The sequence below is a fragment of the Streptomyces sp. LaPpAH-108 genome (assembly GCF_000373625.1).
In the GTDB taxonomy this organism is placed as follows: domain Bacteria; phylum Actinomycetota; class Actinomycetes; order Streptomycetales; family Streptomycetaceae; genus Streptomyces.
On the sequence record NZ_KB891987.1, the window covers coordinates 326,076 to 349,632 of the forward strand.

The following is a 23,557-nucleotide window of genomic DNA, read 5'->3' on the forward strand; positions in this document are numbered from 1 at the left end:
TTCCCTTCCGTGCGGGCCGGGTCAGTGCAGCGGCACCGGGGTGCCGGGGTGTGCGGGCCAGGCGGTGAGCGGGGTGAAGCCCCGGTGGCCCAGCTCGCCGAAGACGGTGAGGGGGATGCCGCCGGAGAGGGCGATCAGGCGCCAGAGGGCGGGGCGGGTGAGGAATGTCGGGGTCAGGGGGAGGGCCGAGGTGGCTTCGGGGGCGTCGGTTCCTGGGCCGACTCCTGGTGGTCCGGCTCCGGGGTCGACTGGAGCGGGCCTCGATTCCGCTTCCGCCGATTTCGTTTCCGCGTCGGCCAGTTGCCAGGCGCCCGGCCGCTCGTCCGGGACCGGTACGACCGCCTCCAGGGTGACCGGGACCGTGTCGAGCCAGGGGTCCTCGCGCAGCGCGTCGCCGTAGCGGGCCGCCGCCTGTGCGGTGGTCAGGCCCTCGGGGCGGGTGGTGGCCGGGGCGGGCGGTGTGTACCGCTCGCCCAGCGCGGCGCGGAGCTGTCCCGCGCCCGGGAAGACGGTCAGGTCCGCCTCCAGGGTGTGGCCGACCGGGAGGGACAGCTCGGGGGCGCGTCCGGCGGCGCCGTAGGAGAGGAGCAGCCGGGTGCGGCCGGAGCCGGTGCCGTGCAGCCAGATGCGGCGGACCGTCAGCTTCGGGTCGGCCGTGTCGTACTGGGCGAGGACCAGCCAGTGGTCGCGCAGCGGTGGGCCCTCGGCGGAGGCGGGCAGGCCGAGCCGGGAGCGGACCGTGGCCGCGAGGGCGTCCGGCAGCCGGTCGCGGTGCAGCCAGCCCTGGCCGAGGAGGTGCAGCAGCGCGCACTCCTCCAGCAGCCTGGCAGGCCAGCCCGGTCCGGAGGCGGGTATCGCACCCAACTCCCTTACTTTCGTGGCGAGTCCGGGTGCCTGTGCGTCGACCATGCGGGCGGCCGTCTCGTCCCACAGCGCGTACCCCGCCTGCTCGGCCGAGGCCAGGCCGCCGCGCAGCAGGTCCGCGAGGCGCTGCTCCAGCTCGGTGACGCCGGTCGTCACCCGTCGCTCACGGCGCTCGGCCCGGCGCCGGGCCGCTTCGGGGTCGGCCGGGCCGCCGGACGTCTGCTTCTCCACCCCCTGCTGAGTCATGTGAACGACGGTAGGTCCCGCCACTGACAATCGGCCTGCGGTCGAGTTATCCACAGGCCGAAGCGGATGTCAGTGGCGTGCTGCATGGTGGATCCAGCTCGCCGAACGGCCGGGCTGAAGGGGGCCTCAGCCATGTCTGTGTCCACGGGGACGACTGCCGAACCGACTGCCGAGACGACTGCCGTAACGACCGCTGAAGCGACGCCGGACCAGGTGCTGCGACCGCACGCGGAGCACGCCTTCGCGGGTGAACTCGCCGCGCTGGCCGCCCATGACGACCGGCCGCGTCCGGCCCGCTGGAAGCTGTCGCCCTGGGCCGTCGCCACCTATCTGCTCGGCGGCACGCTGCCCGACGGCACGGTGATAACCCCCAAGTACGTAGGCCCGCGCCGCCTCGTCGAGGTCGCCGTCACCACGCTCGCCACCGATCGTGCCCTGCTGCTGCTCGGCGTGCCCGGCACGGCCAAGACCTGGGTGTCGGAGCACCTGGCCGCCGCCGTCAGCGGTGACTCGACCCTGCTGGTGCAGGGCACCGCGGGCACCCCGGAGGAGGCGATCCGCTACGGCTGGAACTACGCCCGGCTGCTCGCCCACGGCCCCAGCCGCGCGGCGCTGGTGCCGAGCCCGGTCATGCGCGCCATGTCCGAGGGCGGGACGGCGCGCGTGGAGGAGCTGACCCGTATCCCGGCCGATGTGCAGGACAGTCTGATCACGATCCTCTCCGAGAAGACGCTGCCCGTCCCGGAGTTGGGAGAGGAGGTCCAGGCGGTCCGGGGGTTCAACCTCATCGCCACCGCGAACGACCGCGACCGGGGTGTGAACGACCTCTCCAGCGCGCTGCGCCGCCGTTTCAACACGGTGGTGTTGCCGCTGCCGGAGACCGCCGAGGCCGAGGTGGACATCGTCACGCGCCGGGTCGAGCAGATCGGCCGCGCCCTGGACCTGCCGACCGCGTCCGACGGCCTGGACGAGATCCGCCGCGTCGTCACCGTCTTCCGCGAGCTGCGCGCGGGCGTCACCGACGACGGCCGGACCAGGGTCAAGTCGCCGAGCGGCACCCTGTCCACGGCCGAGGCGATCTCCGTCGTCACCGGCGGGCTCGCCCTGTCGGCCCACTTCGGCGACGGCGTGCTGCGCGCCGGGGACGTGGCCGCGGGCATCCTGGGCGTCGTCGTCCGCGACCCGGCTGCCGACCGGGTCGTCTGGCAGGAGTACCTGGAGACGGTCGTGCGCGAGCGCGAAGGGTGGACCGACTTCTACCGGGCCTGCCGCGAGGTGGGCGTATGAACGCGGTGCGCGGCGGGGCGTTCGCGTCCGGGCCGCTGCTCCTGGGGGTACGGCATCACGGGCCCGGTTCCGCACGTGCCGTCCGCGCGGCGCTGGACGCGGGCCGGCCCGCCGTCGTCCTGATCGAGGGTCCGCCCGAGGCCGATCCGCTGATCCCGCTCGCGGCCGACCCCGGCCTGCGACCGCCGGTCGCGCTGCTCGCCCACGCCGTGGACGAGCCCGGCCGCTCGGCGTTCTGGCCGCTGGCCGAGTTCAGCCCGGAGTGGGTGGCGATCCGGTGGGCCGTGGAGCGGGGTGTGCCGGCCCGGTTCATCGACTTGCCGGCGGCGCACATGCTGGCGGGTGCGGGGGAGGAGGCGGAGGTGGGCGCGGGGCCCGATGCCGGGCCCGGTCCTGAGTCCGGCCCTGAGCCCGACGTTGTCCCTGGCACCGATCCCGGGTCCTCCGAGGGTGCACGTCCCGACCCGCTCGCCGCGCTCGCGGAGGCGGGTGGGTACGACGATCCCGAGCGCTGGTGGGAGGACGTGGTCGAGCACCGGGGCGGGGGAGAGAGCGATCCCTTCGCGCCGTTCGCCGCGCTGGAGGAGGCGATGGGGGCGCTGCGGGAGCGGTACGGGGACGGGGGCCGCGCCCGTGACCAGGTGCGGGAGGCGTATATGCGGCTCCGACTGCGGCCGGCACGGCGTGAGTTCGGGGACGCGGTGGCCGTGGTGTGCGGGGCGTGGCACGTGCCCGCGCTGCGGGCCGGGGTCACCGTCGGCGCCGACCGGGCCCTGCTGAAGGGGCTGCCCAAGGTCAAGGCCGAGCTGACGTGGGTGCCGTGGACGCACCGCCGTCTGTCCCGGTTCAGCGGCTACGGGGCGGGGATCGACTCGCCGGGCTGGTACGCCCATCTGTTCCGGGCGCCGGACCGGCCGGTCGAGCGGTGGCTGACGAAAGTGGCGGGGCTGCTGCGGGAGGAGGACCGGATGGTGTCCTCCGCGCACGTCATCGAGGCGGTCCGGCTGGCCGACACCCTCGCCGTGCTGCGCGGCCGTCCGCTGCCCGGCCTGGGCGAGACCATGGACGCCGTGCGCGCGGTGATGTGCGACGGCTCGGACGTGCCGCTGGCCCTGGTCCACGACCGGCTGGTGGTCGGGGACGTGCTCGGGGAGGTACCGGAGTCGGCGCCCGCCGTGCCCGTGCAGCGGGACCTCGCCCGGGAGCAGCGCCGGTTGCGGCTCAAGCCGGAGGCGGCGGAGCGGGAGCTGGAACTCGATCTGCGCAAGGACACCGACGCCGCGCGCGGGCGGCTGCTGCACCGGCTGCGGCTGCTCGGGGTCGGCTGGGGCGAACCCACCACGTCCCGGGGGAGCACGGGCACCTTCCGGGAGACCTGGCGGCTGTGCTGGGAGCCGGAGTTGTCGGTGAAGGTGGCCGAGGCGGGTGTGTGGGGCACGACCGTGCTCGGCGCCGCGACGGCCAAGGCGGAGGCCGACGCGATCGCCGCCCGCTCCCTCGCCGATGTCACCGCGCTGGCCGAACAGTGCCTGCTCGCCGGGCTCCCGGACGCCCTCCCCGTGGTCATGCGCGTACTGACCGACCGCGCCGCCCTCGACTCCGACGTGAGCCACCTCGCCCAGGCCCTTCCCGCCCTGGTCCGGTCCCTGCGGTACGGCGATGTGCGCGGCACCCCCACCGGTGCGCTCGCCGAGGTGGCGGGGGGCCTGGCCGACCGGATCTTCGTCGGACTGCCCGTTGCCTGCACGGGGTTGGACGCGGACGCGGCGCACGAGATGCGGGGGCAGGTGGAGGGGGTGCAGGGGGCGGTGGCCTTGCTGTCCGAGGTGCGGGGCGGCCTCCGCGACCGCTGGCGGGCCGTCCTCCGGACCCTCGCGCTGCGCGACGCCGTCCCCGGGGAGATCCGGGGCCGGGCCGTCCGGCTGCTGCTCGACGACGGGGCGCTGGCCGACGGGGAGGCGGCGCGGCTCATGGGGCTGGCGTTGTCGCCGGGGACGGTGCCCGCGGATGCGACCGCGTGGATCGAGGGGTTTGTCGGGGGAGGCGGGGGCGGGCTGTTGCTGGTGCATGACGAGCGGCTGCTCGGGCTGGTCGACGGGTGGTTGACCTCGGTGTCGGACGACGCGTTCACGGATGTGCTGCCGTTGCTGCGGCGCACCTTCTCCGCGTACGAACCCGGGGTGCGCCGGACCCTCGGTGAGCTGGTCCGGCGGGGGCCGGAGAGAGCCGCCGGTCCCGTGACCGGCGCGGTGGCACCGCACGGTTTCGCGGCCGAACCCGACCGGGAGCGGGCGGACGCCGTGGTGCCGGTGCTGCGGTTGCTGCTCGGCCTGGAGGACGAACGGACCGCATCGAGGGACGACACCACACTGACGGGGGTGGGCACATGACCAGAGAGGCGACCGGCGCGGCACAGCGCGACGCCGACGCCAACGCCGCTGACGCTGCCGCTGAGCGGTTGCGCCGCTGGCGCCTGGTGCTCGGCGGGGAGCAGGCCGACGGCACCGGGCACGCGCTCGCGGGGCGGGACGCGGCGATGGACACGGCGCTGACCGCGCTGTACGGCAAGCAGGACCGGGGCGGCAAGGGCAGCGCGGGCGGTGGCCGGGAGCGGGCGGCGGGGCTCGGGGGTTCCGTGCCGTCGGTGGCCCGCTGGCTGGGGGACATCCGCACGTACTTCCCCTCTTCCGTCGTCCAGGTCATGCAGCGCGACGCGATCGACCGGCTCGGGCTCGCCGCGCTGCTGCTGGAGCCGGAGATGCTGGAGGCGGTGGAGCCGGACGTGCACCTGGTCGGCACGCTCCTGTCGCTGCATCAGGCCATGCCGGAGACGACGCGGCAAACGGCGCGGGCGGTCGTACGGAAGGTGACCGAGGACCTGGAGCAGCGGCTGGCGTCCCGGACGCGGGCGACGCTCACCGGCGCGCTCGACCGCAGCGCGCGCACCGGCAGACCGCGCCACCGGGACATCGACTGGAACCGCACGATCGTGGCCAACCTCAAGCACTACCTGCCCGAGCACCGCACGGTGGTGCCGGAACGGCTCGTCGGATACGGGCGGGCGGCGCGGTCGGTGCGGAAGGAGGTCGTGCTCTGTGTCGACCAGTCCGGGTCGATGGCCGCCTCGGTCGTGTACGCCTCGGTGTTCGGCGCCGTGCTCGCCTCCATGCGGTCGCTCAGCACGCGCCTGGTCGTCTTCGACACCTCGGTCGTGGACCTCACCGACCAGCTGGACGACCCGGTGGACGTGGTCTTCGGCACCCGGCTCGGGGGCGGCACCGACATCAACCGGGCGCTGGCGTACTGCCAGTCGCGGATCACCCGGGCCGCCGAGACGGTCGTGGTGCTGATCAGCGATCTGTACGAGGGCGGCATACGCGAGGAGATGCTGAAGCGGGTCGCCGCGATGAAGGCGTCCGGTGTCCAGTTCGTGACCCTGCTCGCCCTCTCGGACGAGGGCACCCCCGCCTACGACCACGAGCACGCGGCAGCCCTGGCCGCCCTGGGCGTCCCCGCCTTCGCCTGCACCCCAGACCGGTTCCCGGAGGTGATGGCAGCCGCCCTGGAGAAGCGCCCCGTCCCGCTGCCTCACCCGTCCTGACCTGCGACGAGCCCTCACCCCCGGCAAGCACCCGGCCAGGGCCCCGGCACCGCGTGTCACCTCGCCCGGCATCATGTGACAGGTATCACCGCTCGGGTGTGACCCGCGATTTAGAGGGCCCCGGCAAGCAGCGATAACCTGCGAGGCGGACATGCCGCGCGCTCGGACACCGTGTGCGCCCCCCTAGTGACAAGCGGACGTCACGTTGCCCTTCGCGGCACGCCCACGCATCCAACGAACCGCGAGATCACTGATAGGGACGGAAGCGCGTGGACCTGTTCGAGTACCAGGCGAGGGACCTCTTCGCCAAGCACGATGTACCGGTGCTGGCCGGTGAAGTCATCGACACGCCTGAGGCGGCGCGCGAGATCACGGAGCGTCTGGGCGGCAAGTCCGTCGTCAAGGCGCAGGTGAAGGTCGGTGGTCGTGGCAAGGCCGGTGGCGTCAAGCTCGCCGCCACCCCGGACGAGGCCGTCGCCCGCGCGACGGACATCCTCGGCATGGACATCAAGGGCCACACGGTCCACAAGGTGATGATCGCCGAGACCGCTCCGGAGATCGTCGAGGAGTACTACGTCTCCTTCCTCCTCGACCGTGCGAACCGCACCTTCCTCTCCATCGCCTCCGTCGAGGGCGGCATGGAGATCGAGGAGGTGGCGGCCACCCGCCCCGAGGCCGTCGCCAAGACGCCGATCGACGCCATCGACGGCGTGGACGAGGCCAAGGCCCGCGAGATCGTCGAGGCCGCCAAGTTCCCGGCCGAGGTCGCGGACAAGGTCGTCAACGTCCTGATCAAGCTGTGGGACACCTTCGTCAAGTCGGACGCCCTCCTGGTCGAGGTCAACCCGCTGGCCAAGGTCGCCTCCGGCGAGGTCATCGCCCTCGACGGCAAGGTGTCGCTCGACGAGAACGCCGAGTTCCGTCACCCCGAGTACGAAGAGCTGCACGACAAGGACGCGGCCAACCCGCTGGAGGCCGCCGCCAAGGCCAAGGGCCTCAACTACGTCAAGCTCGACGGCGAGGTCGGCATCATCGGCAACGGCGCGGGTCTCGTCATGAGCACCCTGGACGTCGTCGCGTACGCCGGTGAGCAGCACGGCGACGTGAAGCCCGCCAACTTCCTGGACATCGGTGGCGGCGCCTCCGCCCAGGTCATGGCGAACGGCCTGGAGATCATCCTGGGCGACCCGGACGTCAAGTCCGTGTTCGTCAACGTCTTCGGCGGCATCACCGCCTGCGACGAGGTCGCCAACGGCATCGTCCAGGCGCTGAAGCTCCTGGAGGACCGCGGCGAGAAGGTCGAGAAGCCGCTCGTCGTCCGCCTCGACGGCAACAACGCCGAGCTGGGCCGCAAGATCCTCACCGACGCCAACCACCCGCTGGTGCAGCGCGTCGACACCATGGACGGCGCGGCCGACAAGGCCGCCGAGCTGGCCCACGCCGCCAAGTAAGCACTCAGGACGAGGACACAACACACCATGGCTATCTGGCTCAACAAGGACAGCAAGGTCATCGTCCAGGGCATGACCGGTGCCACCGGCATGAAGCACACCAAGCTCATGCTCGGCGACGGCACCGAGGTCGTGGGCGGCGTGAACCCGCGCAAGGCGGGTCAGACCGTGGACTTCGAAGGCACCGAGGTACCCGTCTTCGGGACCGTCAAGGAGGCCATCGAGAAGACCGGCGCGAACGTGTCGGTCATCTTCGTGCCGGAGAAGTTCACCAAGGACGCGGTCGTCGAGGCCATCGACGCCGAGATCCCGCTGGCCGTCGTGATCACCGAGGGCATCGCCGTGCACGACACGGCGTCGTTCTGGGCGTACGCCGGCAAGAAGGGCAACAAGACCCGCATCATCGGCCCGAACTGCCCCGGCATCATCACGCCGGGCCAGTCGAACGTCGGCATCATCCCGGGCGACATCACGAAGCCGGGCCGTATCGGCCTGGTCTCGAAGTCCGGCACGCTGACGTACCAGATGATGTACGAGCTGCGGGACATCGGCTTCTCGACCGCCGTCGGTATCGGTGGCGACCCGATCATCGGCACCACGCACATCGACGCCCTGGCCACGTTCCAGGACGACCCCGACACCGACCTGATCGTGATGATCGGTGAGATCGGTGGCGACGCCGAGGAGCGCGCGGCGGCGTTCATCAAGGAGAACGTGACCAAGCCGGTCGTCGGCTACGTCGCGGGCTTCACCGCGCCCGAGGGCAAGACCATGGGCCACGCCGGTGCCATCGTCTCCGGTTCGTCCGGCACCGCCCAGGCGAAGAAGGAGGCCCTGGAGGCCGCGGGCGTCAAGGTCGGCAAGACCCCGACCGAGACCGCCAAGCTGGCGCGGGAGATCCTCTCCGCCTGACCGGCCGATCACCCGATCGCCCGTTCATCGGCACACCGGTGGGCCCGGTCCCCTTTCGTGGGGGGACCGGGCCCACCGGCGTTCCCGCACGCCCATCGAGGCGAGCGCGGACGTCACCCGGCCGGGTCAGCCGGGGTCGGGCGCCAGCCGGTCCGGCCCGTTGGCCTGCTCCCGGCGCAGCTTGGCGCGCAGGTCCTGCTCCGCCTTCGACAGCGGGCCCATCGCCGGGGCCACGGGCACGCCGCGTACCGCCTGGGCGGGGGCGATGGGTGCCTCGTAGTGCGTCGGGGCCGAGCGCAGGGTCAGCCCCGTCGCGCCGATGATGGCGACGGTGAAGGCGATGGCGGCGCGCGTCCAGAAGACGTTGCGGCGCTCGCCGACCGTGCGCACCGTGGTGGGGGCGTTCGCGCGCAGCCGTTCCGTGGAGGCCAGTTCGGTCAGCCGCCGGTGCAGCGCGGCGGGGTCGGCCAGCTCCGGGACGCAGGCGGCGACGGCCTCGCGGGCGCGGGTCACGCGTCCGGCGGCGGCCGGGGTGCTGGCCTCCGTCTCGGCGGCCAGCTCGGGCAGGTCCAGGCCGACGCCGTCGTAGAGCACGAGGGTGCGGCGGTACGACGGCGGCAGGCTCAGCAGCGCGTCCAGCAGGGCGCGGTCGGCCGGGTCGCCGGGCGGGGGCTCGGGGTTGCGGTAGCGGGGGCGGAAGCGGTGCCAGGGGGAGAGGGCGTACTCGTACGCGGTCGCCCGCACCCAGCCGCCCGGGTCGCGGTCCCGGGCCACCTCCGGCCAGCGCTGCCAGGCGAGCTGGAAGGCGCGCTCGACGGCCTCGCGGGCCAGTTCGCGGCGGCCGGTGAGGAGGTAGGTCTGGCGGACGAGGGCGGGGGCGCAGAACGCGTACAGCGCGTCGAACGCCTGATCGGGCGTCAGGGGTGGCGGCTCGGGACTGCGCGGTGCGGGAGGCCCCGCCGGGGACGCCTGACCGGCCGTCGGCTCGGTCAGCTCGGCGAGCAGGCGGGCGTACGCCTCGTGGCGCGGGCCGCCCGGAGTGCTCCGGCCGCGTTCCCAGGCGCGTAGGGTCTTGCGGCTGACGCCGAGTCGCTCGGCGACCTGAGCCTGCGTCAATGCGTGGCGTTCGCGCAGGCGTCGGCGTTCGTCCGGTGGTGGCAGCGGACCGGCGTAAGTCTGCGTCACGGCTCACCCCTCTGCGTGAAAAAGCACATAAACACATATTGGGCGACACTTCGGTGGTTCGCCTGTTACGCCGGGAAAGCGCGTGTCGTTGGGAGCATGGCGGCGTGCTCCTGCCGACCGATCGCTCCTCGTCGTCGTCCCTGTCGTCGTCCCTGCGGACCCGGTTGCGCGACCGTTCACCCGGCCTGGGCGCGAGCCTGGCGGGCGGCGCGCTCGCCGCCGCGCTCGGACTCGCCGCGTGCGCCGCCCTGGTGATGGTGCTGTGGGTCAGCTCGCCGTACCCCGACAGCGGTCCGGGCAGCGCGCTGCACGTCGCCGCCGCGCTCTGGCTGCTGGCCCACGGCGCCGAACTCCTGCGCGCCGACACGCTCTCCGGCGTCCCGCAGCCGGTGGGCCTCACCCCGCTGCTGCTGCTCGCCCTGCCGGTGTGGCTGCTGCACCGGGCCGCCCGGGACGCGGTCGACGCCCCCGAGACCCCGGGCGCCGACGACGGCCCCGGCGCCTCCGACGCCCCGCCCGCCGTCCCCGCCCGCACCGCCTGGACCGGCGTCGTCCTCGGCTACCTCGGCGTCGCCACGGCCGTCGCCCTCTACGGCTCCGGCGGCGAACTCGCCCCCTCCTGGCCCTGGATGACGGTCTGTCTCCCGCTGATCACCGCTGCCGCCGCCGCGTCCGGGGTCTGGTCGGCGTACGGCAGACCGCTCGGCCCGCTGCCGGGGCCCGTGCGGGGCCTGTGCGCGGGGGTCCAGGGGCGGGCCCGGCTGCGGACGGCCCTGCGCGCGGCCGTGGCCGGTACGGCCGTGCTGACCGGCGGCGGGGCGCTGCTGCTCGGGGTCTCGCTGGTGGGGCACGGCGACGCGGCGCGGCTGGCTTTCACGCAGCTCACGGAGGGCTGGACCGGCCGGGCCACCGTTCTGCTGCTCGCCGTCTCCCTGATCCCCAACGCGGCCGTGTGGGCGGCCTCCTACGCCCTCGGCCCCGGCTTCACCCTGGGCTCCGGCCATCTGGTGCATCCACTGCTCTCCGACCCGGCCCCGCTGCTGCCCCCGTTCCCGCTCCTGGCCGCCGTGCCCGACCCGGGCGCGGGCACCCCGCTGAACTGGGCCGGGGCGGCGGTGCCCGTCGCCGCCGGGATGACCACCGGCTGGTTCGTGGCACGCGGGGCCGCACGGCGCGGAGAGGCGGCAGTGCCCTGGTCGGCCCTGCGCACCACCGGGGTGCTCGCCCTCGCCGCCCTGCTGTGCGCGGCCTCGCTGGCGCTGCTCGCCGCGCTGTCGGGCGGCCCGCTGGGCGTCGCCGCGCTGGCCGACTTCGGCCCGGTGTGGTGGCTGACCGGTCCGGCGGCGGGCGCGTGGGTGCTGGTGACGGGGCTGCCGGTGGCGTGGACGGTACGGGCCTGGCGGCTGCGCGGCACCCGGAAGCGGGGCGCGGTCCCCGCCCAGGCCGCGGAGCCGAAGGGAACGGTCACCGGGCCGCGGAAAACCAGGGCACGCACCGCACCGGCCCCCACCCCCGAGCAGCAGAGGTCCGAGACCCCCGCCGAGGAGCTGTACGACTTCCTCGAAGCGGACGCCCCCTTCGCCTCGGACTGGCCCGACGCCACCGCCCGCACCGGAGCGACCCCGACGCCCGAGGCCCCGCCCCGCTCAGCCCACGCCGAGCCCCGTTCAGCCCCCGTCGACCCCCGCGACGACTAGCCCCGCTCGGCCCCCGACGAGCCCAGGACCCCGCGCAGCTCCTTCGGCAGCAGCGTGTCGCAGGACTGCTTGGCCTTGCTCGTCAGGGCGTCGTCCACGCACGTGTAGTAGTCGCGGTAGACCAGCTGGACGGCGAAGACCGAGGCGGTCAGGCACAGGGCCAGGGCGGCGGCGATCATGCCGCCGATCGCGGCCGTGGCCTGCGGACGGCCGCCGCCCTGGGGCGCCTGCGCGGCGGCCGGGGCGTCCGGGTCCGGGGTGCGGGGCTTGGCGCGCAGGGAGCTGCCGCCCCAGTACAGCGAGAGGGCGCCGAGGAGCAGCGAGACGTACGGCCAGCCCAGGAGCACGAAGAAGATCGCCCACATACCGGCCAGGAGTGCGTAGCGCGCGCGGCGCTGCGCCGGGTCGGTCAGGTCCCAGCGCTTCTTGTCCGGGCCGCCGCCGGGCCGCTCGGGACCGCCGCCGGGCCGCTCGCCGAAGCCGCCGGGGGCGCGGCCGGGCTGCCGGTCGCTCCACTGGCTGCCCCAGGGCGCGGGGCCGCCCCCCTGGCCCGGGCCCTCGGGACGGCCGCCCCACGGCGAGCCCTGTCCCTCGCCGGAATCCGAACCCTCCGGGTGCCTCGGGCGCCACGGCTGGTCCGGGCTGCCCTCGGGCGGGGGCGCGAACGGGTTGTCGTCCTGCTGGTCGCCGCCCCGGCCGCCCCGGTCCTCGCCGTCGCCGCCGGCGGGGGTCCGGGGCGGCGTGGAGGGCCGCTCCCGCAGCAGGATGAAGCCGCGCTCGGGCAGCACGGAGCCGCGCTCGCCTCCCAGGTCCGGACGCGGCGGGAACGTGAGGAGTCGCGGGCTGCGATCGGGCATCAAAGGAGCGTCTTCCCCTAGGTCATGACGTGCCACGGCTGAGGGCTGTGACGGCTGTCCGGCATGAGCTTCCGTCCCGTGAACGCACCGCGCCACCACGGCGTTCCCGAGCCGGTTCCGTGCGAACGCTACCTTCCGGCCACGCCCCCGTCCCGTGGGGGCCGTCCGGAGTGCCGGTATCGTTGCTGGCGGCCGGCCGCTTCGTAGACTTCCCCGTATCCGGGGGCGCGAAGCATTCGTACGACCGTACAAACGCGACCGTACAAACGCGACCGTACGACCGGCCGGACACCTCGCCGTCCCGAGAAAGGGCCCCATCGTGGCCGCCACCCCCGCCCGTCCAGCGGTCAAGCGTCTGGTCGTGCTGGTCTCCGGCTCCGGAACCAACCTCCAGGCCCTGCTCGACGAGATCGAGCGCGTCGGAGCGGAGGCGTACGGCGCCCGGATCGTCGCCGTCGGGGCCGACCGCGACGGGATCGAGGGGCTGGCCCGCGCCGAGCGGGCCGGGCTGCCGACGTTCGTGTGCCGGGTGAAGGACCACGCCAGCCGCGAGGAGTGGGACGCGGCGCTCGCCGAGGCGGTCGCCGCCCACGAGCCCGACCTCGTGATCTCCGCCGGGTTCATGAAGATCGTCGGCAAGGAGTTCCTGGCCCGGTTCGGCGGGCGGTTCGTCAACACCCACCCGGCGCTGCTGCCGAGCTTCCCCGGGGCCCACGGTGTGCGGGACGCGCTCGCGTACGGCGCCAAGGTCACCGGCTGCACCGTCCACTTCGTCGACGACGGCGTCGACACCGGGCCGATCATCGCGCAGGGCGTGGTCGAGGTCCGGGACGAGGACGACGAGAGCGCGCTGCACGAGCGCATCAAGGACGTCGAGCGAAGGCTGCTCGTCGAGGTCGTGGGACGGCTCGCCCGCCACGGCCATCGCATTGAGGGACGAAAGGTAGTTATCCAGTGACCGCCACCGCCGAGAGCACCAAGCGGCCCCTTCGCCGGGCGCTCGTCAGCGTCTACGACAAGACCGGCCTCGAAGACCTCGCGCGCGGGCTGCACGAGGCCGGTGTGGAGCTGGTCTCCACCGGTTCCACGGCGGCCCGCATCGCCGCCGCGGGCGTCCCCGTCACCAAGGTCGAGGAGCTGACCGGCTTCCCCGAGTGCCTGGACGGCCGGGTCAAGACCCTGCACCCCAAGGTGCACGCGGGCATCCTCGCCGACCTGCGTCTGGACTCCCACCGCGCGCAGCTGGACGAGCTGGGCGTCGCGCCCTTCGACCTCGTCGTCGTCAACCTCTACCCGTTCCGCGAGACGGTCGCCTCCGGTGCCTCGCCCGACGAGTGCGTGGAGCAGATCGACATCGGTGGCCCCTCGATGGTCCGCGCCGCCGCCAAGAACCACCCGTCCGTGGCCGTGGTCACCAGCCCCGAGCGGTACGCCGACGTGCTCGCCGCCGCACAGGAGGGCGGCTTCGACCTCGCCGCCCGCAAGCGCCTGGCCGCCGAGGCGTTCCGGCACACCGCCGCCTACGACGTGGCCGTGGCCGACTGGTTCGCCACCGAGTACGCCCCCGTCGACGACTCCCCGTTCCCCGACTTCCTCGGCGCCACCTGGGACCGCGCGCACACCCTGCGCTACGGCGAGAACCCGCACCAGCCCGCCGCGCTGTACGTCGAGCAGGGCGCCGAGGGCCTTGCCCAGGCCGAGCAGCTGCACGGCAAGGAGATGTCGTACAACAACTACACGGACACGGACGCCGCGCGCCGTGCCGCCTACGACCACGACGAGCCCTGTGTCGCGATCATCAAGCACGCCAACCCCTGCGGCATCGCGGTGGGCGCGGACGTGGCCGAGGCGCACCGCAAGGCGCACGCCTGTGACCCGCTGTCCGCGTTCGGCGGGGTCATCGCGGTGAACCGGCCGGTCAGCAAGGAGCTGGCCGAGCAGGTCGCGGAGATCTTCACCGAGGTCATCGTGGCGCCGGACTACGAGGAGGGCGCGCTGGAGGCCCTGACGCGGAAGAAGAACATCCGCGTCCTGAAGGCGCCGCACGCGCCCGCCTCCCGGATCGAGGTCAAGCCGATCGACGGCGGTGTCCTCGTCCAGGAGACCGACCGGCTCCAGGCCGACGGCGACGACCCGGCCCACTGGACCCTGGCCAGCGGTGCGGCGCTGTCCGCCGAGGAGCTGGCCGAGCTGGCCTTCGCCTGGCGGGCCTGCCGCGCGGTGAAGTCCAACGCGATCCTGCTCGCCAAGGACGGCGCCTCGGTCGGTGTCGGCATGGGCCAGGTCAACCGCGTCGACTCCTGCAAGCTGGCGGTCGAGCGGGCGGGCGAGGAGCGGGCGCGGGGTGCCTTCGCGGCCTCCGACGCGTTCTTCCCCTTCCCCGACGGGCCCGAGATCCTGATCGGCGCCGGGGTCCGCGCGATCGTGCAGCCCGGCGGCTCGATCCGCGACGAGCAGGTCGTGGAGGCGGCGCAGAAGGCGGGCGTGACGATGTACTTCACGGGGACGCGCCACTTCTTCCACTGAGCGCCGAGCGCCGAGCGCCGAGCGCAGACACGACGAGGGCCGTGCCGCACCCGACCCGGGTGGGACACGGCCCTCGGCCGTACGGCGCGCGCTACGGCGCGGTCAGTCCTTGTGCACGACCACGGTGCCCGCGACCTTGTCGTGCCAGCCCTGCTGGCGGCCCGAGTTGTCCCAGAAGGGGGACAGGTAGACGAGGAGCTGGCCGATGCCGCAGCTGACGTAGCCCGCGGCGGTGGGGATGATCCAGCGGAGGAAGGACTTGAGCAGACCGGGCTTCTGGCCGGTGTCGGCGCGCAGCACGCGGATGCCGACGGCCAGCTTGCCCAGGGTCGCGCCGACCAGGCCGACCATCAGCCACTCGTAGAGCAGGGTCGCTATGCCGAACAGCAGCGCGATGGGGAGGATCTTGCTCACGAGGCCCGCGCTGGCGTCGTTCACACAGGTCTCGTACGCGACCGAGCCCGGGTCGCAGTCCTTGGCGGAGCTCACGGCGCCCGCGATGCCGATGGACGCCAGGATGATGTAGAGGACCGTGATGATCACGACGTCGATCGCGCGGGCGCCGAAGCGGCGGCCCATCGAGGCCAGACGGGGGCCGGGGGCGCCCGGGTGGCCGAAGCCGGGCTGCTGCGGGTAGCCGTAGCCCTGGGGCGGGACGCCGCCGCCCTGCGGGTAGCCGTACTGCGGCGGGACGCCCTGCGGGGCCTGGGGGTAGCCGGGCTGCTGCGGCTGGCCGTAGCCCTGCTGGGGGTCCTGGGGCTGACCGTACGGGTTGTTGGGCGAGCCGAAACTCATGGCTGGATTTCCTCCGTTGACCTTGCGGGGACGACGCGGAAGGCGCGGAGGTATGACACGTTATGAGCGGTTAGTCCCCCCACCGGACCGCGGCTTGTGTGCCATTCATGGTTGTGGAGGTATTAGATCTTGTCCACCCGCATGCGCGAGGTGTTGTGCAAGTGCAACATCAACGATCATCACTGATCATCGGGGGACATCCCGGGATCTGCGGGACGTGCGGGACGCCACTGTGCGAGAGGCCACCCGGATTGGAACCGGGGGCCCGTCATCCGCGAGGATGGGGGTATGACCGCCCAGATTCTCGATGGCAAGGCCACCGCAGCCGCGATCAAGTCCGATCTGACCGCCCGCGTGGCGGCGCTGAAGGAGAAGGGAATCACGCCCGGCCTCGGCACCGTCCTGGTCGGGGAGGACCCCGGCAGCCAGAAGTACGTCGCGGGCAAGCACCGTGACTGCGCCCAGGTCGGCATCGCCTCCATCCAGCGCGAACTGCCCGCCACCGCCACCCAGGAGGAGATCGAGGCGGTCGTCCGCGAGCTGAACGAGGACCCGGCCTGCACCGGTTACATCGTCCAGCTCCCGCTGCCCAAGGGCATCGACGAGAACCGCATCCTGGAGCTGATGGACCCGGAGAAGGACGCCGACGGCCTCCACCCGACCAACCTCGGCCGCCTCGTCCTCAACGAGCCCGCGCCGCTGCCCTGCACCCCCAACGGCGTCCTCACCCTGCTGCGCCGCTACGGCGTCGAGACCAAGGGTGCCGAGGTCGTGGTCGTCGGCCGCGGTGTCACCATCGGGCGCTCCATGCCGCTGCTGCTCACCCGGCGCAGCGAGAACGCCACGGTGACCCAGTGCCACACCGGCACCCGTGACCTGGCCGCCCACCTCAAGCGGGCCGACATCGTCATCGCCGCGGCGGGCTCCCCGCACCTGATCCGCGCCGAGGACATCAAGCCCGGCGCGGCCGTGCTCGACGTGGGCGTCTCCCGCAACGCCGAGGGCAAGATCGTCGGCGACGTCCACCCGGACGTGGCCGAGGTGGCCGCGTGGATCTCCCCCAACCCTGGTGGCGTGGGCCCGATGACCCGTGCCCAGCTGCTGGTCAACGTGGTCGAGGCGGCGGAGCGCAGTGCCGGCTGACGACGTGCGCGAGGGCCACGAGGACCACGAGGACACGGCGACCCGCGAGGAGGCCGGGACGGTGCGGACGCGGAACGCTCCCGCGGGCGAGGCGCGCAAACGCCGCTTCCCGCTGTTCACCAAGGACACCGCGCGCCCCGAGGGCGGTGGCAGGGCCGCCCCCGGTGACGCCCCGGCGCCCGCCCGGCAGTGGCCCATGCTCGTCGTGCTGTCCGTGGTCGGGCTCGGTCTGCTGCTGACCGCGTTCGACCTGGTCCGCGCGGGCACCCTGCTGATCGGTGTCGGGCTGCTGGCCGGTGCGGTGCTGCGCTGGCTGCTGCCCTCCGTCGGCATGCTGGCGGTCCGCTCGCGGTTCACGGACATCGTCACCTACGGCATCCTCGGCCTGGCGATCACCCTGCTGGCCCTGATGGTCCAGCCGAAGCCGCTGCTGGTGATCCCGTTCCTCAAGGACCTGCTGCACTTCACGGTGAGCAAGTAGCGCCGCTGGTACGGCGGTTAGGGCACGTGTCGCCACTCTGACCGCCCTGGCTGCTTAGGCCGCTGTGGCTGAGGGGCTCGCCCCCTCCCCCGACCGGGGGCGAGCCGCCGGGGTTCAGCGTGGCCCGGCCCGGCGCGGCTCTTCAACGCCTGTCCGTCGGCTGTGGCACGGAGGTGACGGTTCCGCTACGGGCCCGCGCCCTGGGCTCCGCCGGTTCCGGGGCAGTTCGGGGGTAACGCCGCGAACACCCCGTAGCGGCCGTGGAACCGGGCTACCGTGGTGAGGGTGCGTGAAGGCGCCCATCGGGGCTGCTTCGTGGGCGGAGGGCCGGGCGCGCGACGGAGCGTGGCCTATGGGCGGATGCTTCCGTGCGCCCCCGGAAGGGGAACTGGGGTCCTCCGGCGACGCATCCCTGTGGATGAACGGGTGACCGGACGCACCGGGCGGATCCACGGGGACCGTCCGGCTTTCGGGCGCGGCCGTGGGGAGACGGTCCGCGCCGGGGGACGAGTGTGGGGGGAAGTGCGATGCCTCGTTGGAAACCTCTGCCGGACGATCTCGATCCGCAGATACGGGAGTTCACCGGTCAGTTACGGCGGATCGTCGACCAGGGCGGCCTCGGCGTCGCGGCCCTCGCCGACCGCACCGGCTACAGCAAGACCTCCTGGGAGCGCTACCTCGGCGGACGCCTCCTCGCTCCCCTCGGCGCGGTCATCGCCCTCGCCGAGGCCACCGACACCAGCCCCGTCCACCTCACCACGATGTGGGAACTGGCCGAACGCGCCTGGAGCCGCGCGGAGTCCCGCCAGGACCGCACGATGGAACAGATCCGGATCACGCAGGCGCGGGCGGCGCTGGGGGACGCGGGGGTGGCGGGGACCGGAGGACCGGGCGCGGCTCCGGCGCCCGGCGGCGGCGACGGGGCGGGCGTCGCGGGTGCGGCTTCCGGTGCCGGTTCGGGTGCCGGCACTGCGGGCACGGGCGTGGTGCCGGTCGGTGGCCACGCCGCAGCACCGGACCAGGTCCCGGGGCCGGGTGACACGGTCGCCGACGCCGTTCAGGCACCGAGCGGCGCGAGTGGCGCGGGATTCGGAGCCGCGCTCGCAGCGGGTGGCGCGGGCTCGGGCGGTTCTCCGGCGGCAGGTGGCTTCGGCCCGGCCCCCGAGCCGGGTCGTACCGGTGGCGGCAACGGCAGGGCACCGCGGACGCCGGACGGTACCGGCGGCGCGGCGGCGGGGATCGCCGGACCGGCGGGCGTCGTGCCGTCGATCCCCGTGCAGCCGACCGCGGCCGACGTGGACCGCGCCGCCCCGCCCGCCGGGGACACCGGCCGCGCACGCCGTACGACGCTCTTCGCGGCCGGGGCCGCCGTCGTCTGTGTCGCCATCGGGGCGGTCTTCCTGTTCACCGGGCGGGACAGCGGGGGTGACGAGCCCACAGCCGCCCCCAACTCGCCCTCGGCGGCGGCCAGTACACCGCAGGCACTGCCGTCGGGCGTCAAGTGCGCCGGGGCTTCCTGCGCCGGGAAGGACGCCGAGGCCATGGGGTGCAGCGGGGGCCGGGTGGCGACGGTGAGCAGCGCGGTCGTCGGGGCGGTCACCCTGGAGGTGCGCTACAGCCGGATCTGCGGTGCGGCGTGGGGGCGTATCACCGGGGCGGCACCGGGCGACCGGGTGCGTGTTCTCGTGGGCGACGAACGGCCGGACGCGGTCACCAAGGCCGGGGACACCATCGCGTACACCCCGATGGTGGCCGTGGAGCAGGCGTCCGGCGTCCGGGCCTGCGCGACGCTGGCGGCCGGGAGGACGGCGTGCACGAAACCGGCGAAGTGACCGCGCGCCCGCGACGCGTGGCCGCGGGCCCGCAAGGAATTCCGGTGCGCCCGGCATGGCTCGGTCGAACCCGGGCACTCGCACTATTACCCCCCACGGGAGACCGGTGACGGCCGGTACCCCCGCCGGCGGCCGCCTTCGTCTCCCTCTCCCGGACGGGCGGCCGCCTCAAACGTCTTCGGGGCGCCCCGGGGCGCCCGGCCCGGCTCCGGGCCAACTCGGGGCCGGGGAAACCGCCCTGTGGGGTGAGCCACAGGGCCCCGGCCGTCCGGGATGCCGGATGCGCGATAGCCTGACCGCTGGATCTCTCTTGACGCCAAGAGATCGATCATCCACCCGGGGCAGGGACGCCCCACCGCCAGCTGTCATACGGAGAACGCCATGACCCGCACTCCCGTGAACGTCACCGTCACCGGCGCGGCCGGCCAGATCGGTTACGCCCTGCTCTTCCGCATCGCCTCCGGCCAGCTGCTCGGCGCGGACGTGCCGGTCAACCTGCGCCTGCTGGAGATCACCCCGGCGCTGAAGGCGGCCGAGGGCACGGCCATGGAGCTGGACGACTGCGCGTTCCCGCTGCTGAGCGGCATCGAGATCACCGACGACCCGAACGTGGCCTTCGACGGCGCCAACGTCGCCCTCCTCGTCGGCGCCCGCCCCCGCACCAAGGGCATGGAGCGCGGCGACCTCCTGGAGGCCAACGGCGGCATCTTCAAGCCGCAGGGCAAGGCCATCAACGACCACGCCGCGGACGACATCAAGGTCCTCGTCGTCGGCAACCCGGCCAACACCAACGCCCTGATCGCCCAGGCCGCCGCCCCGGACGTACCGGCCGAGCGCTTCACCGCGATGACCCGCCTCGACCACAACCGCGCGCTGACCCAGCTCGCGAAGAAGACGGGCGTGCCGGTCTCCGAGATCAAGCGCCTGACGATCTGGGGCAACCACTCCGCCACCCAGTACCCGGACATCTTCCACGCCACGGTCGCGGGCAAGAACGCCGCCGAGGTCGTGAACGACGAGCAGTGGCTGGCCGACGACTTCATCCCGACCGTCGCCAAGCGCGGTGCCGCGATCATCGAGGCCCGTGGCGCCTCCTCGGCCGCCTCCGCCGCCAACGCCGCCATCGACCACGTGTACACCTGGGTCAACGGCACCGCCGAGGGCGACTGGACCTCCATGGGCATCCCGTCGGACGGCTCCTACGGCGTCCCGGAGGGCCTGATCTCGTCCTTCCCGGTCACCACCAAGGACGGGCAGTACGAGATCGTCCAGGGCCTGGACATCAACGAGTTCTCCCGCGCCCGCATCGACGCCTCGGTGCAGGAGCTGGCGGAGGAGCGCGACGCGGTCCGCGGTCTCGGCCTCATCTGAGCCACGCGCACGGGTGACGGGCCCCCACCGGTCGTACCGGCGGGGGCCCGTTCCGTGTTTCTACGCCTACTCCATGCCCCGCTTGCCCGGCGTCCAGAACGGCTTCGTCAGCACCGAGCGCCGGTCCCAGCCCGCGTCCCGCAGCACATGCCGTACCGCCTGCACGGTGCGCGCCTCACCGGCGACGTACGCCACTCCGCCGGGCGCGGGCGAGAGGCGGCCCACCGCCTCGGGCAGCGGGATCTCGCCGCGCAGCACCCAGTCGATGCGGCCCGCGTGGGCCAGCGGCAGCCGGTCGCCGACCGTGTCCGTCTCCACGCAGCCCGAGACCCGCGCGCCGGGCGGGAGCGCGGCGAGCATCGCGCCGAAGGCGACGGACGCGGTCTCGTCGCCGACGAAGACATGGTGTGCGGCGTCCGGGCGCAGCGTGAAGGAACCTTCCGGCTTGCCGAAACGCACCTCGTCGCCGACGGCCGCCTCGCGGCCCCAGCGCGCGCCCGGACCGTCCCCGGGGTGGTCCAGGACGCACAACTCCAGGGCGCCGGTGGGCTCGTAGCGCCAGATCGAGTACGTACGGCGGGTCACCGCGGTGCCGACCAGGACCCGTATCTGCTGGCCCGGCAGCACGTTCAGACCGGCCAGCGCCGCGCTCTCGATGCGCAGGCGCCGCATCCGGGCGGTGAACCGTTCCACGGCGGTGACGGTGCCCCTGAGCATCAGCAGATCGAGGACGGGATTCAGCAGCGCGGGCATGCACGGCTCCTTGAAGTGCGACAACTCGGTTGAAAGGAACCCGAGTTGATCATCGGTGGGGGGTGGTGGGCGATGCTACGCGCTCGCTTTCCGGCGCCGTCGCCGGGAGGGGTCGTTCCCGGCCGCCGTAGCCCGCGACCACCAGCGCCGTCGCCGCCAGCACGACCAGTGCGACCGTGCGCAGCGCCGGGCCCATGCCCTGGGCGAGGCCGGTGTGGGCGGCGAGCACGGTGCCGGTGACCGCGACGCCGAGCGCGGCCCCGGTCTCGCGGGCGGTGGTGCCGAGCCCGGAGCCGAGGCCCGCCTGGTGGGCGGGGAGCGAGGTGACGACGCCGAGGGTCAGCGCGGGCATGGAGAGCCCGGTGCCCGCCGAGGTGACCAGGAGCCAGCAGGCGTAGAGCCCGTACGGGGTGCCCGCACCGGCGGTGGACGCGCCGAGCAGCCCGGCGCCGATCAGGGCGAGCCCGGTGCCGACGACCGTACGGGGCGGAACCCGCCACCGCGTGGCCAGCTTCTGCGACAGGGCCATGCCGACCGGCAGCGGCATGATCGCCAGGCCGGTGAGGGCGGCGCCGTAGCCCTTGACGTCCTGGAGGTACTGGGAGTTGACGAAGAAGAGGGCGAACAGGCCGAAGAATCCGGTGGCCGTGCCGAGGGAAGCGGCGCGCAGCCGGGGCGACGCGAAGACCCGGGGGTCGAACAGCGGCGCCGGGGAGCGCAGGGCGTGCCGGGTGAACCCGCCGATCAGGGCGGCACCGGCGAGGAAGGCACCGAGGATGCGGGCGGAGGTCCAGCCGTAGGTCGGCCCCTCGATGATGCCGAACAGGACCGCGACCAGACCCGCCGTCAGCAGCACGGTGCCGAGCGGGTCGGGGCGGGCGCCCGGGGAGCGCTCGGTGCGCGGGGTGGTGCGGGCGACGGCCGCGGCGAGCAGGGCGGCGAGCGGGACCATCACCGCGAACAGCGCGCGCCAGGACAGGAATTGCCCGGCGAGTCCGCCGCCCAGGTTGCCCACCGCGCCACCGAGGCCCAGCGAGAGGGTCCACGCGCCCATCGCCGCTGCCCGGGTCTCGGGCGTGGACAGCCGCATCAGGATCGAGAGGGTGGCCGGGGTGATCAGGGCGGCTCCGGCGCCGGACAGGCCGCGGCCCGCGATCAGCACGGCCGGGTCCGTCGCGAGCGCGCTGGTCGCGGCCCCGGCGGCGAACAGGCCGAGCCCGGCGAGCAGGGCGCCCTTGCGGCCGTAGCGGTCGCCGGTCGCCCCGGCCGGGATGAGGAGGGCGGCGAAGGCGATGACATAGGCGTCCACCATCCACAGCAGCTCGCTGTGCGAGGGGTGCAGGGAGGACGCGATCAGCTGCGGGATCAGGAGGTTGATGGCCGCGACCATGCTCTGGGCGACCAGGACGCAGGCGCACAGCGTGAGCAGGACGGGGCGTTTCAGGGCAGGCGGGGGCACGGCTCCTCCAGGAGCGGGTGGTGGGGAAGGTCCTCTCACCGTAGGGTCGGCCCTGACCTGCTTTCCAGTGCAACTTTCGCAAGGGATGATTGCGTATGACGCAATCCGGGGCGGCCGAGCCGTCGACGGCCGCCGGAGTGGACCTCAACCTGCTGCTCGCGCTCGACGTGCTCCTGGAGGAACAGAGCGTCCAGGGTGCCGCCCGCCGACTGCATCTGTCGGAGCCCGCGATGAGCCGCACCCTCGGGCGCATCCGCAAGGCGCTCGGCGACCCGGTGCTGGTGCGCGCCGGGCGGCGCATGGTGCCGACCCCGCACGCGCTGGCGGTACGGGCCGAGGTGAGCGCGGTGGTGGAGCGTGCCCGCGCGCTGTTCGCGCCCGGGCGGGACACCGACCTGCGCACGGTGACCCGTACCTTCACGATCCTCGGCCACGACATGTCCGCCGCCACCCTCGGCCCCGCCCTGCTCGCCCGGGCGGCGCGCGAGGCGCCCGGCATCCGGCTGCGGTTCCTGTCCGAGAGCCACGTCGACGCCCCCTTCCTGCGCCAGGGCACCGCCGATCTGGAGGTCGGCGTGGTGGACACGACCGCGCCCGAGGTGCATGTAGAGACGGTCCACGAGGACCGCATGCTCGGGGTCGTACGGGCCGGACATCCGCTTCTGGAAGGGGAGTTGACCCCGGAGCGGTTCGCTCGTGAGGCCGGGCACCTCGGCGTGTCCCGGCGGGGCAGGCTGCACGGCCCGATCGACGACGAGCTGGCCGCGCTCGGCCTGGAGCGGCACGTGGTCGGCAGTGTCGGGACCTATCCCGCCTCGCTGTTCGTGCTCCGTGACACCGACCTGATCGGGATCGTGAGCGAAGGGGGCCGCACCCTGGCCGAGGCTCTGGGGCTGGTCACCTTCCCGGTGCCGCTTCCCCTTCCGCCGCTGCGCGTGGGCATCGCATGGCATCCCCGGCACGACGCGGACCCGGCGCACGCGTGGCTGCGGGACGGGGTACGGGGGCTGCTGCGGGGGGCCGGGACCGCGAGCTGACCCCGTGTGTCGGACCCGTTTCACAGGGCTCACACAGTGCTCGGCTGCAAAACGGGTGCC

Annotated in this window: 19 protein-coding genes; 13 read left to right on the forward strand and 6 right to left on the reverse strand. The window is 73.7% G+C overall.

Annotated elements, in window-relative coordinates; genetic code table 11:
• Positions 1 to 21 precede the first annotated feature (21 nt).
• A complete protein-coding gene (locus tag B079_RS31135; RefSeq protein WP_420705742.1) occupies positions 22 to 1,164 on the reverse strand; it encodes a hypothetical protein in 1,143 nt (380 codons plus the stop codon).
• Between the two features lie 78 nt (positions 1,165 to 1,242).
• On the opposite strand from B079_RS31135, the gene B079_RS0101515 reads away from it, so the two are divergent.
• From B079_RS0101515 to sucD, 5 genes are all read left to right on the forward strand, one after another.
• Complete coding sequence (locus B079_RS0101515) at positions 1,243 to 2,397, forward strand: ATP-binding protein (protein ID WP_026248248.1); 1,155 nt, start codon at positions 1,243 to 1,245, stop codon at positions 2,395 to 2,397.
• Positions 2,394 to 4,787 (forward strand): DUF5682 family protein, encoded by a 2,394-nt coding sequence (locus B079_RS0101520; protein WP_018543996.1) that lies wholly within the window; start codon positions 2,394 to 2,396, stop codon positions 4,785 to 4,787. Before B079_RS0101515 ends, B079_RS0101520 begins: the two co-directional genes overlap by 4 nt.
• Positions 4,784 to 5,998 (forward strand): VWA domain-containing protein, encoded by a 1,215-nt coding sequence (locus B079_RS0101525; protein ID WP_018543997.1) that lies wholly within the window; start codon positions 4,784 to 4,786, stop codon positions 5,996 to 5,998. Before B079_RS0101520 ends, B079_RS0101525 begins: the two co-directional genes overlap by 4 nt.
• Before the next feature lie 269 nt (positions 5,999 to 6,267).
• On the forward strand, positions 6,268 to 7,449 hold the full coding sequence (gene sucC, locus B079_RS0101530) for an ADP-forming succinate--CoA ligase subunit beta (protein ID WP_018543998.1): 1,182 nt from the start codon (positions 6,268 to 6,270) through the stop codon (positions 7,447 to 7,449).
• Positions 7,450 to 7,476: 27 nt separating this feature from the next.
• Positions 7,477 to 8,361, forward strand: coding sequence for a succinate--CoA ligase subunit alpha (gene sucD / locus B079_RS0101535; RefSeq protein WP_018543999.1), 885 nt, complete (start codon positions 7,477 to 7,479; stop codon positions 8,359 to 8,361).
• A 126-nt stretch (positions 8,362 to 8,487) separates the two neighbouring features.
• Here sucD and B079_RS0101540 read toward each other — a convergent pair whose 3' ends face one another.
• Positions 8,488 to 9,546, reverse strand: coding sequence for a transcriptional regulator (locus B079_RS0101540; protein WP_018544000.1), 1,059 nt, complete (start codon positions 9,544 to 9,546; stop codon positions 8,488 to 8,490).
• A gap of 104 nt (positions 9,547 to 9,650) precedes the next feature.
• On the opposite strand from B079_RS0101540, the gene B079_RS31140 reads away from it, so the two are divergent.
• Positions 9,651 to 11,243 (forward strand): DUF6350 family protein, encoded by a 1,593-nt coding sequence (locus tag B079_RS31140; RefSeq protein ID WP_051094933.1) that lies wholly within the window; start codon positions 9,651 to 9,653, stop codon positions 11,241 to 11,243.
• On the opposite strand, the gene B079_RS0101550 is transcribed toward B079_RS31140, so the two are convergent.
• Entirely contained in the window at positions 11,240 to 12,100 is an 861-nt protein-coding gene (locus B079_RS0101550; RefSeq protein WP_018544001.1) for a hypothetical protein, read from the reverse strand. The genes B079_RS31140 and B079_RS0101550 overlap by 4 nt on opposite strands.
• Before the next feature lie 319 nt (positions 12,101 to 12,419).
• On the opposite strand from B079_RS0101550, the gene purN reads away from it, so the two are divergent.
• Together purN and purH are read left to right on the forward strand one after the other, a co-directional pair.
• A complete protein-coding gene (gene purN / locus B079_RS0101555; RefSeq protein ID WP_018544002.1) occupies positions 12,420 to 13,058 on the forward strand; it encodes a phosphoribosylglycinamide formyltransferase in 639 nt (212 codons plus the stop codon).
• A complete protein-coding gene (purH, locus tag B079_RS0101560; protein ID WP_018544003.1) occupies positions 13,055 to 14,626 on the forward strand; it encodes a bifunctional phosphoribosylaminoimidazolecarboxamide formyltransferase/IMP cyclohydrolase in 1,572 nt (523 codons plus the stop codon). The genes purN and purH overlap by 4 nt, the downstream gene beginning before the upstream one ends.
• A gap of 102 nt (positions 14,627 to 14,728) precedes the next feature.
• Here the strand turns inward: purH and B079_RS0101565 are convergent, their stop codons facing one another.
• Positions 14,729 to 15,421 (reverse strand): RDD family protein, encoded by a 693-nt coding sequence (locus B079_RS0101565; protein ID WP_018544004.1) that lies wholly within the window; start codon positions 15,419 to 15,421, stop codon positions 14,729 to 14,731.
• A gap of 288 nt (positions 15,422 to 15,709) precedes the next feature.
• Between B079_RS0101565 and B079_RS0101570 the strand changes: the two genes are divergently transcribed.
• The 4 genes from B079_RS0101570 to B079_RS0101585 all read left to right on the forward strand — a co-directional run bounded on the left by B079_RS0101570 (position 15,710) and on the right by B079_RS0101585 (position 20,248).
• On the forward strand, positions 15,710 to 16,564 hold the full coding sequence (locus tag B079_RS0101570; RefSeq protein ID WP_018544005.1) for a bifunctional methylenetetrahydrofolate dehydrogenase/methenyltetrahydrofolate cyclohydrolase: 855 nt from the start codon (positions 15,710 to 15,712) through the stop codon (positions 16,562 to 16,564).
• On the forward strand, positions 16,554 to 17,045 hold the full coding sequence (locus B079_RS0101575) for a DUF3017 domain-containing protein (protein WP_018544006.1): 492 nt from the start codon (positions 16,554 to 16,556) through the stop codon (positions 17,043 to 17,045). Before B079_RS0101570 ends, B079_RS0101575 begins: the two co-directional genes overlap by 11 nt.
• 527 nt (positions 17,046 to 17,572) lie before the next feature.
• Positions 17,573 to 18,877, forward strand: a complete 1,305-nt coding sequence (locus B079_RS0101580) for a helix-turn-helix domain-containing protein (protein ID WP_018544007.1) — start codon at positions 17,573 to 17,575, stop codon at positions 18,875 to 18,877.
• Between the two features lie 381 nt (positions 18,878 to 19,258).
• The gene (locus B079_RS0101585; protein WP_018544008.1) at positions 19,259 to 20,248 is read left to right on the forward strand and encodes a malate dehydrogenase; all 990 of its coding nucleotides are present in this window, start codon (positions 19,259 to 19,261) and stop codon (positions 20,246 to 20,248) included.
• 66 nt (positions 20,249 to 20,314) lie between these two features.
• On the opposite strand, the gene B079_RS0101590 is transcribed toward B079_RS0101585, so the two are convergent.
• A complete protein-coding gene (locus tag B079_RS0101590) occupies positions 20,315 to 21,001 on the reverse strand; it encodes a siderophore-interacting protein (RefSeq protein WP_018544009.1) in 687 nt (228 codons plus the stop codon).
• Positions 21,002 to 21,050: 49 nt separating this feature from the next.
• Complete coding sequence (locus B079_RS0101595) at positions 21,051 to 22,460, reverse strand: MFS transporter (protein WP_018544010.1); 1,410 nt, start codon at positions 22,458 to 22,460, stop codon at positions 21,051 to 21,053.
• A 95-nt stretch (positions 22,461 to 22,555) separates the two neighbouring features.
• On the opposite strand from B079_RS0101595, the gene B079_RS0101600 reads away from it, so the two are divergent.
• Positions 22,556 to 23,497 (forward strand): LysR family transcriptional regulator, encoded by a 942-nt coding sequence (locus B079_RS0101600; RefSeq protein WP_018544011.1) that lies wholly within the window; start codon positions 22,556 to 22,558, stop codon positions 23,495 to 23,497.
• Positions 23,498 to 23,557: the final 60 nt, after the last annotated feature.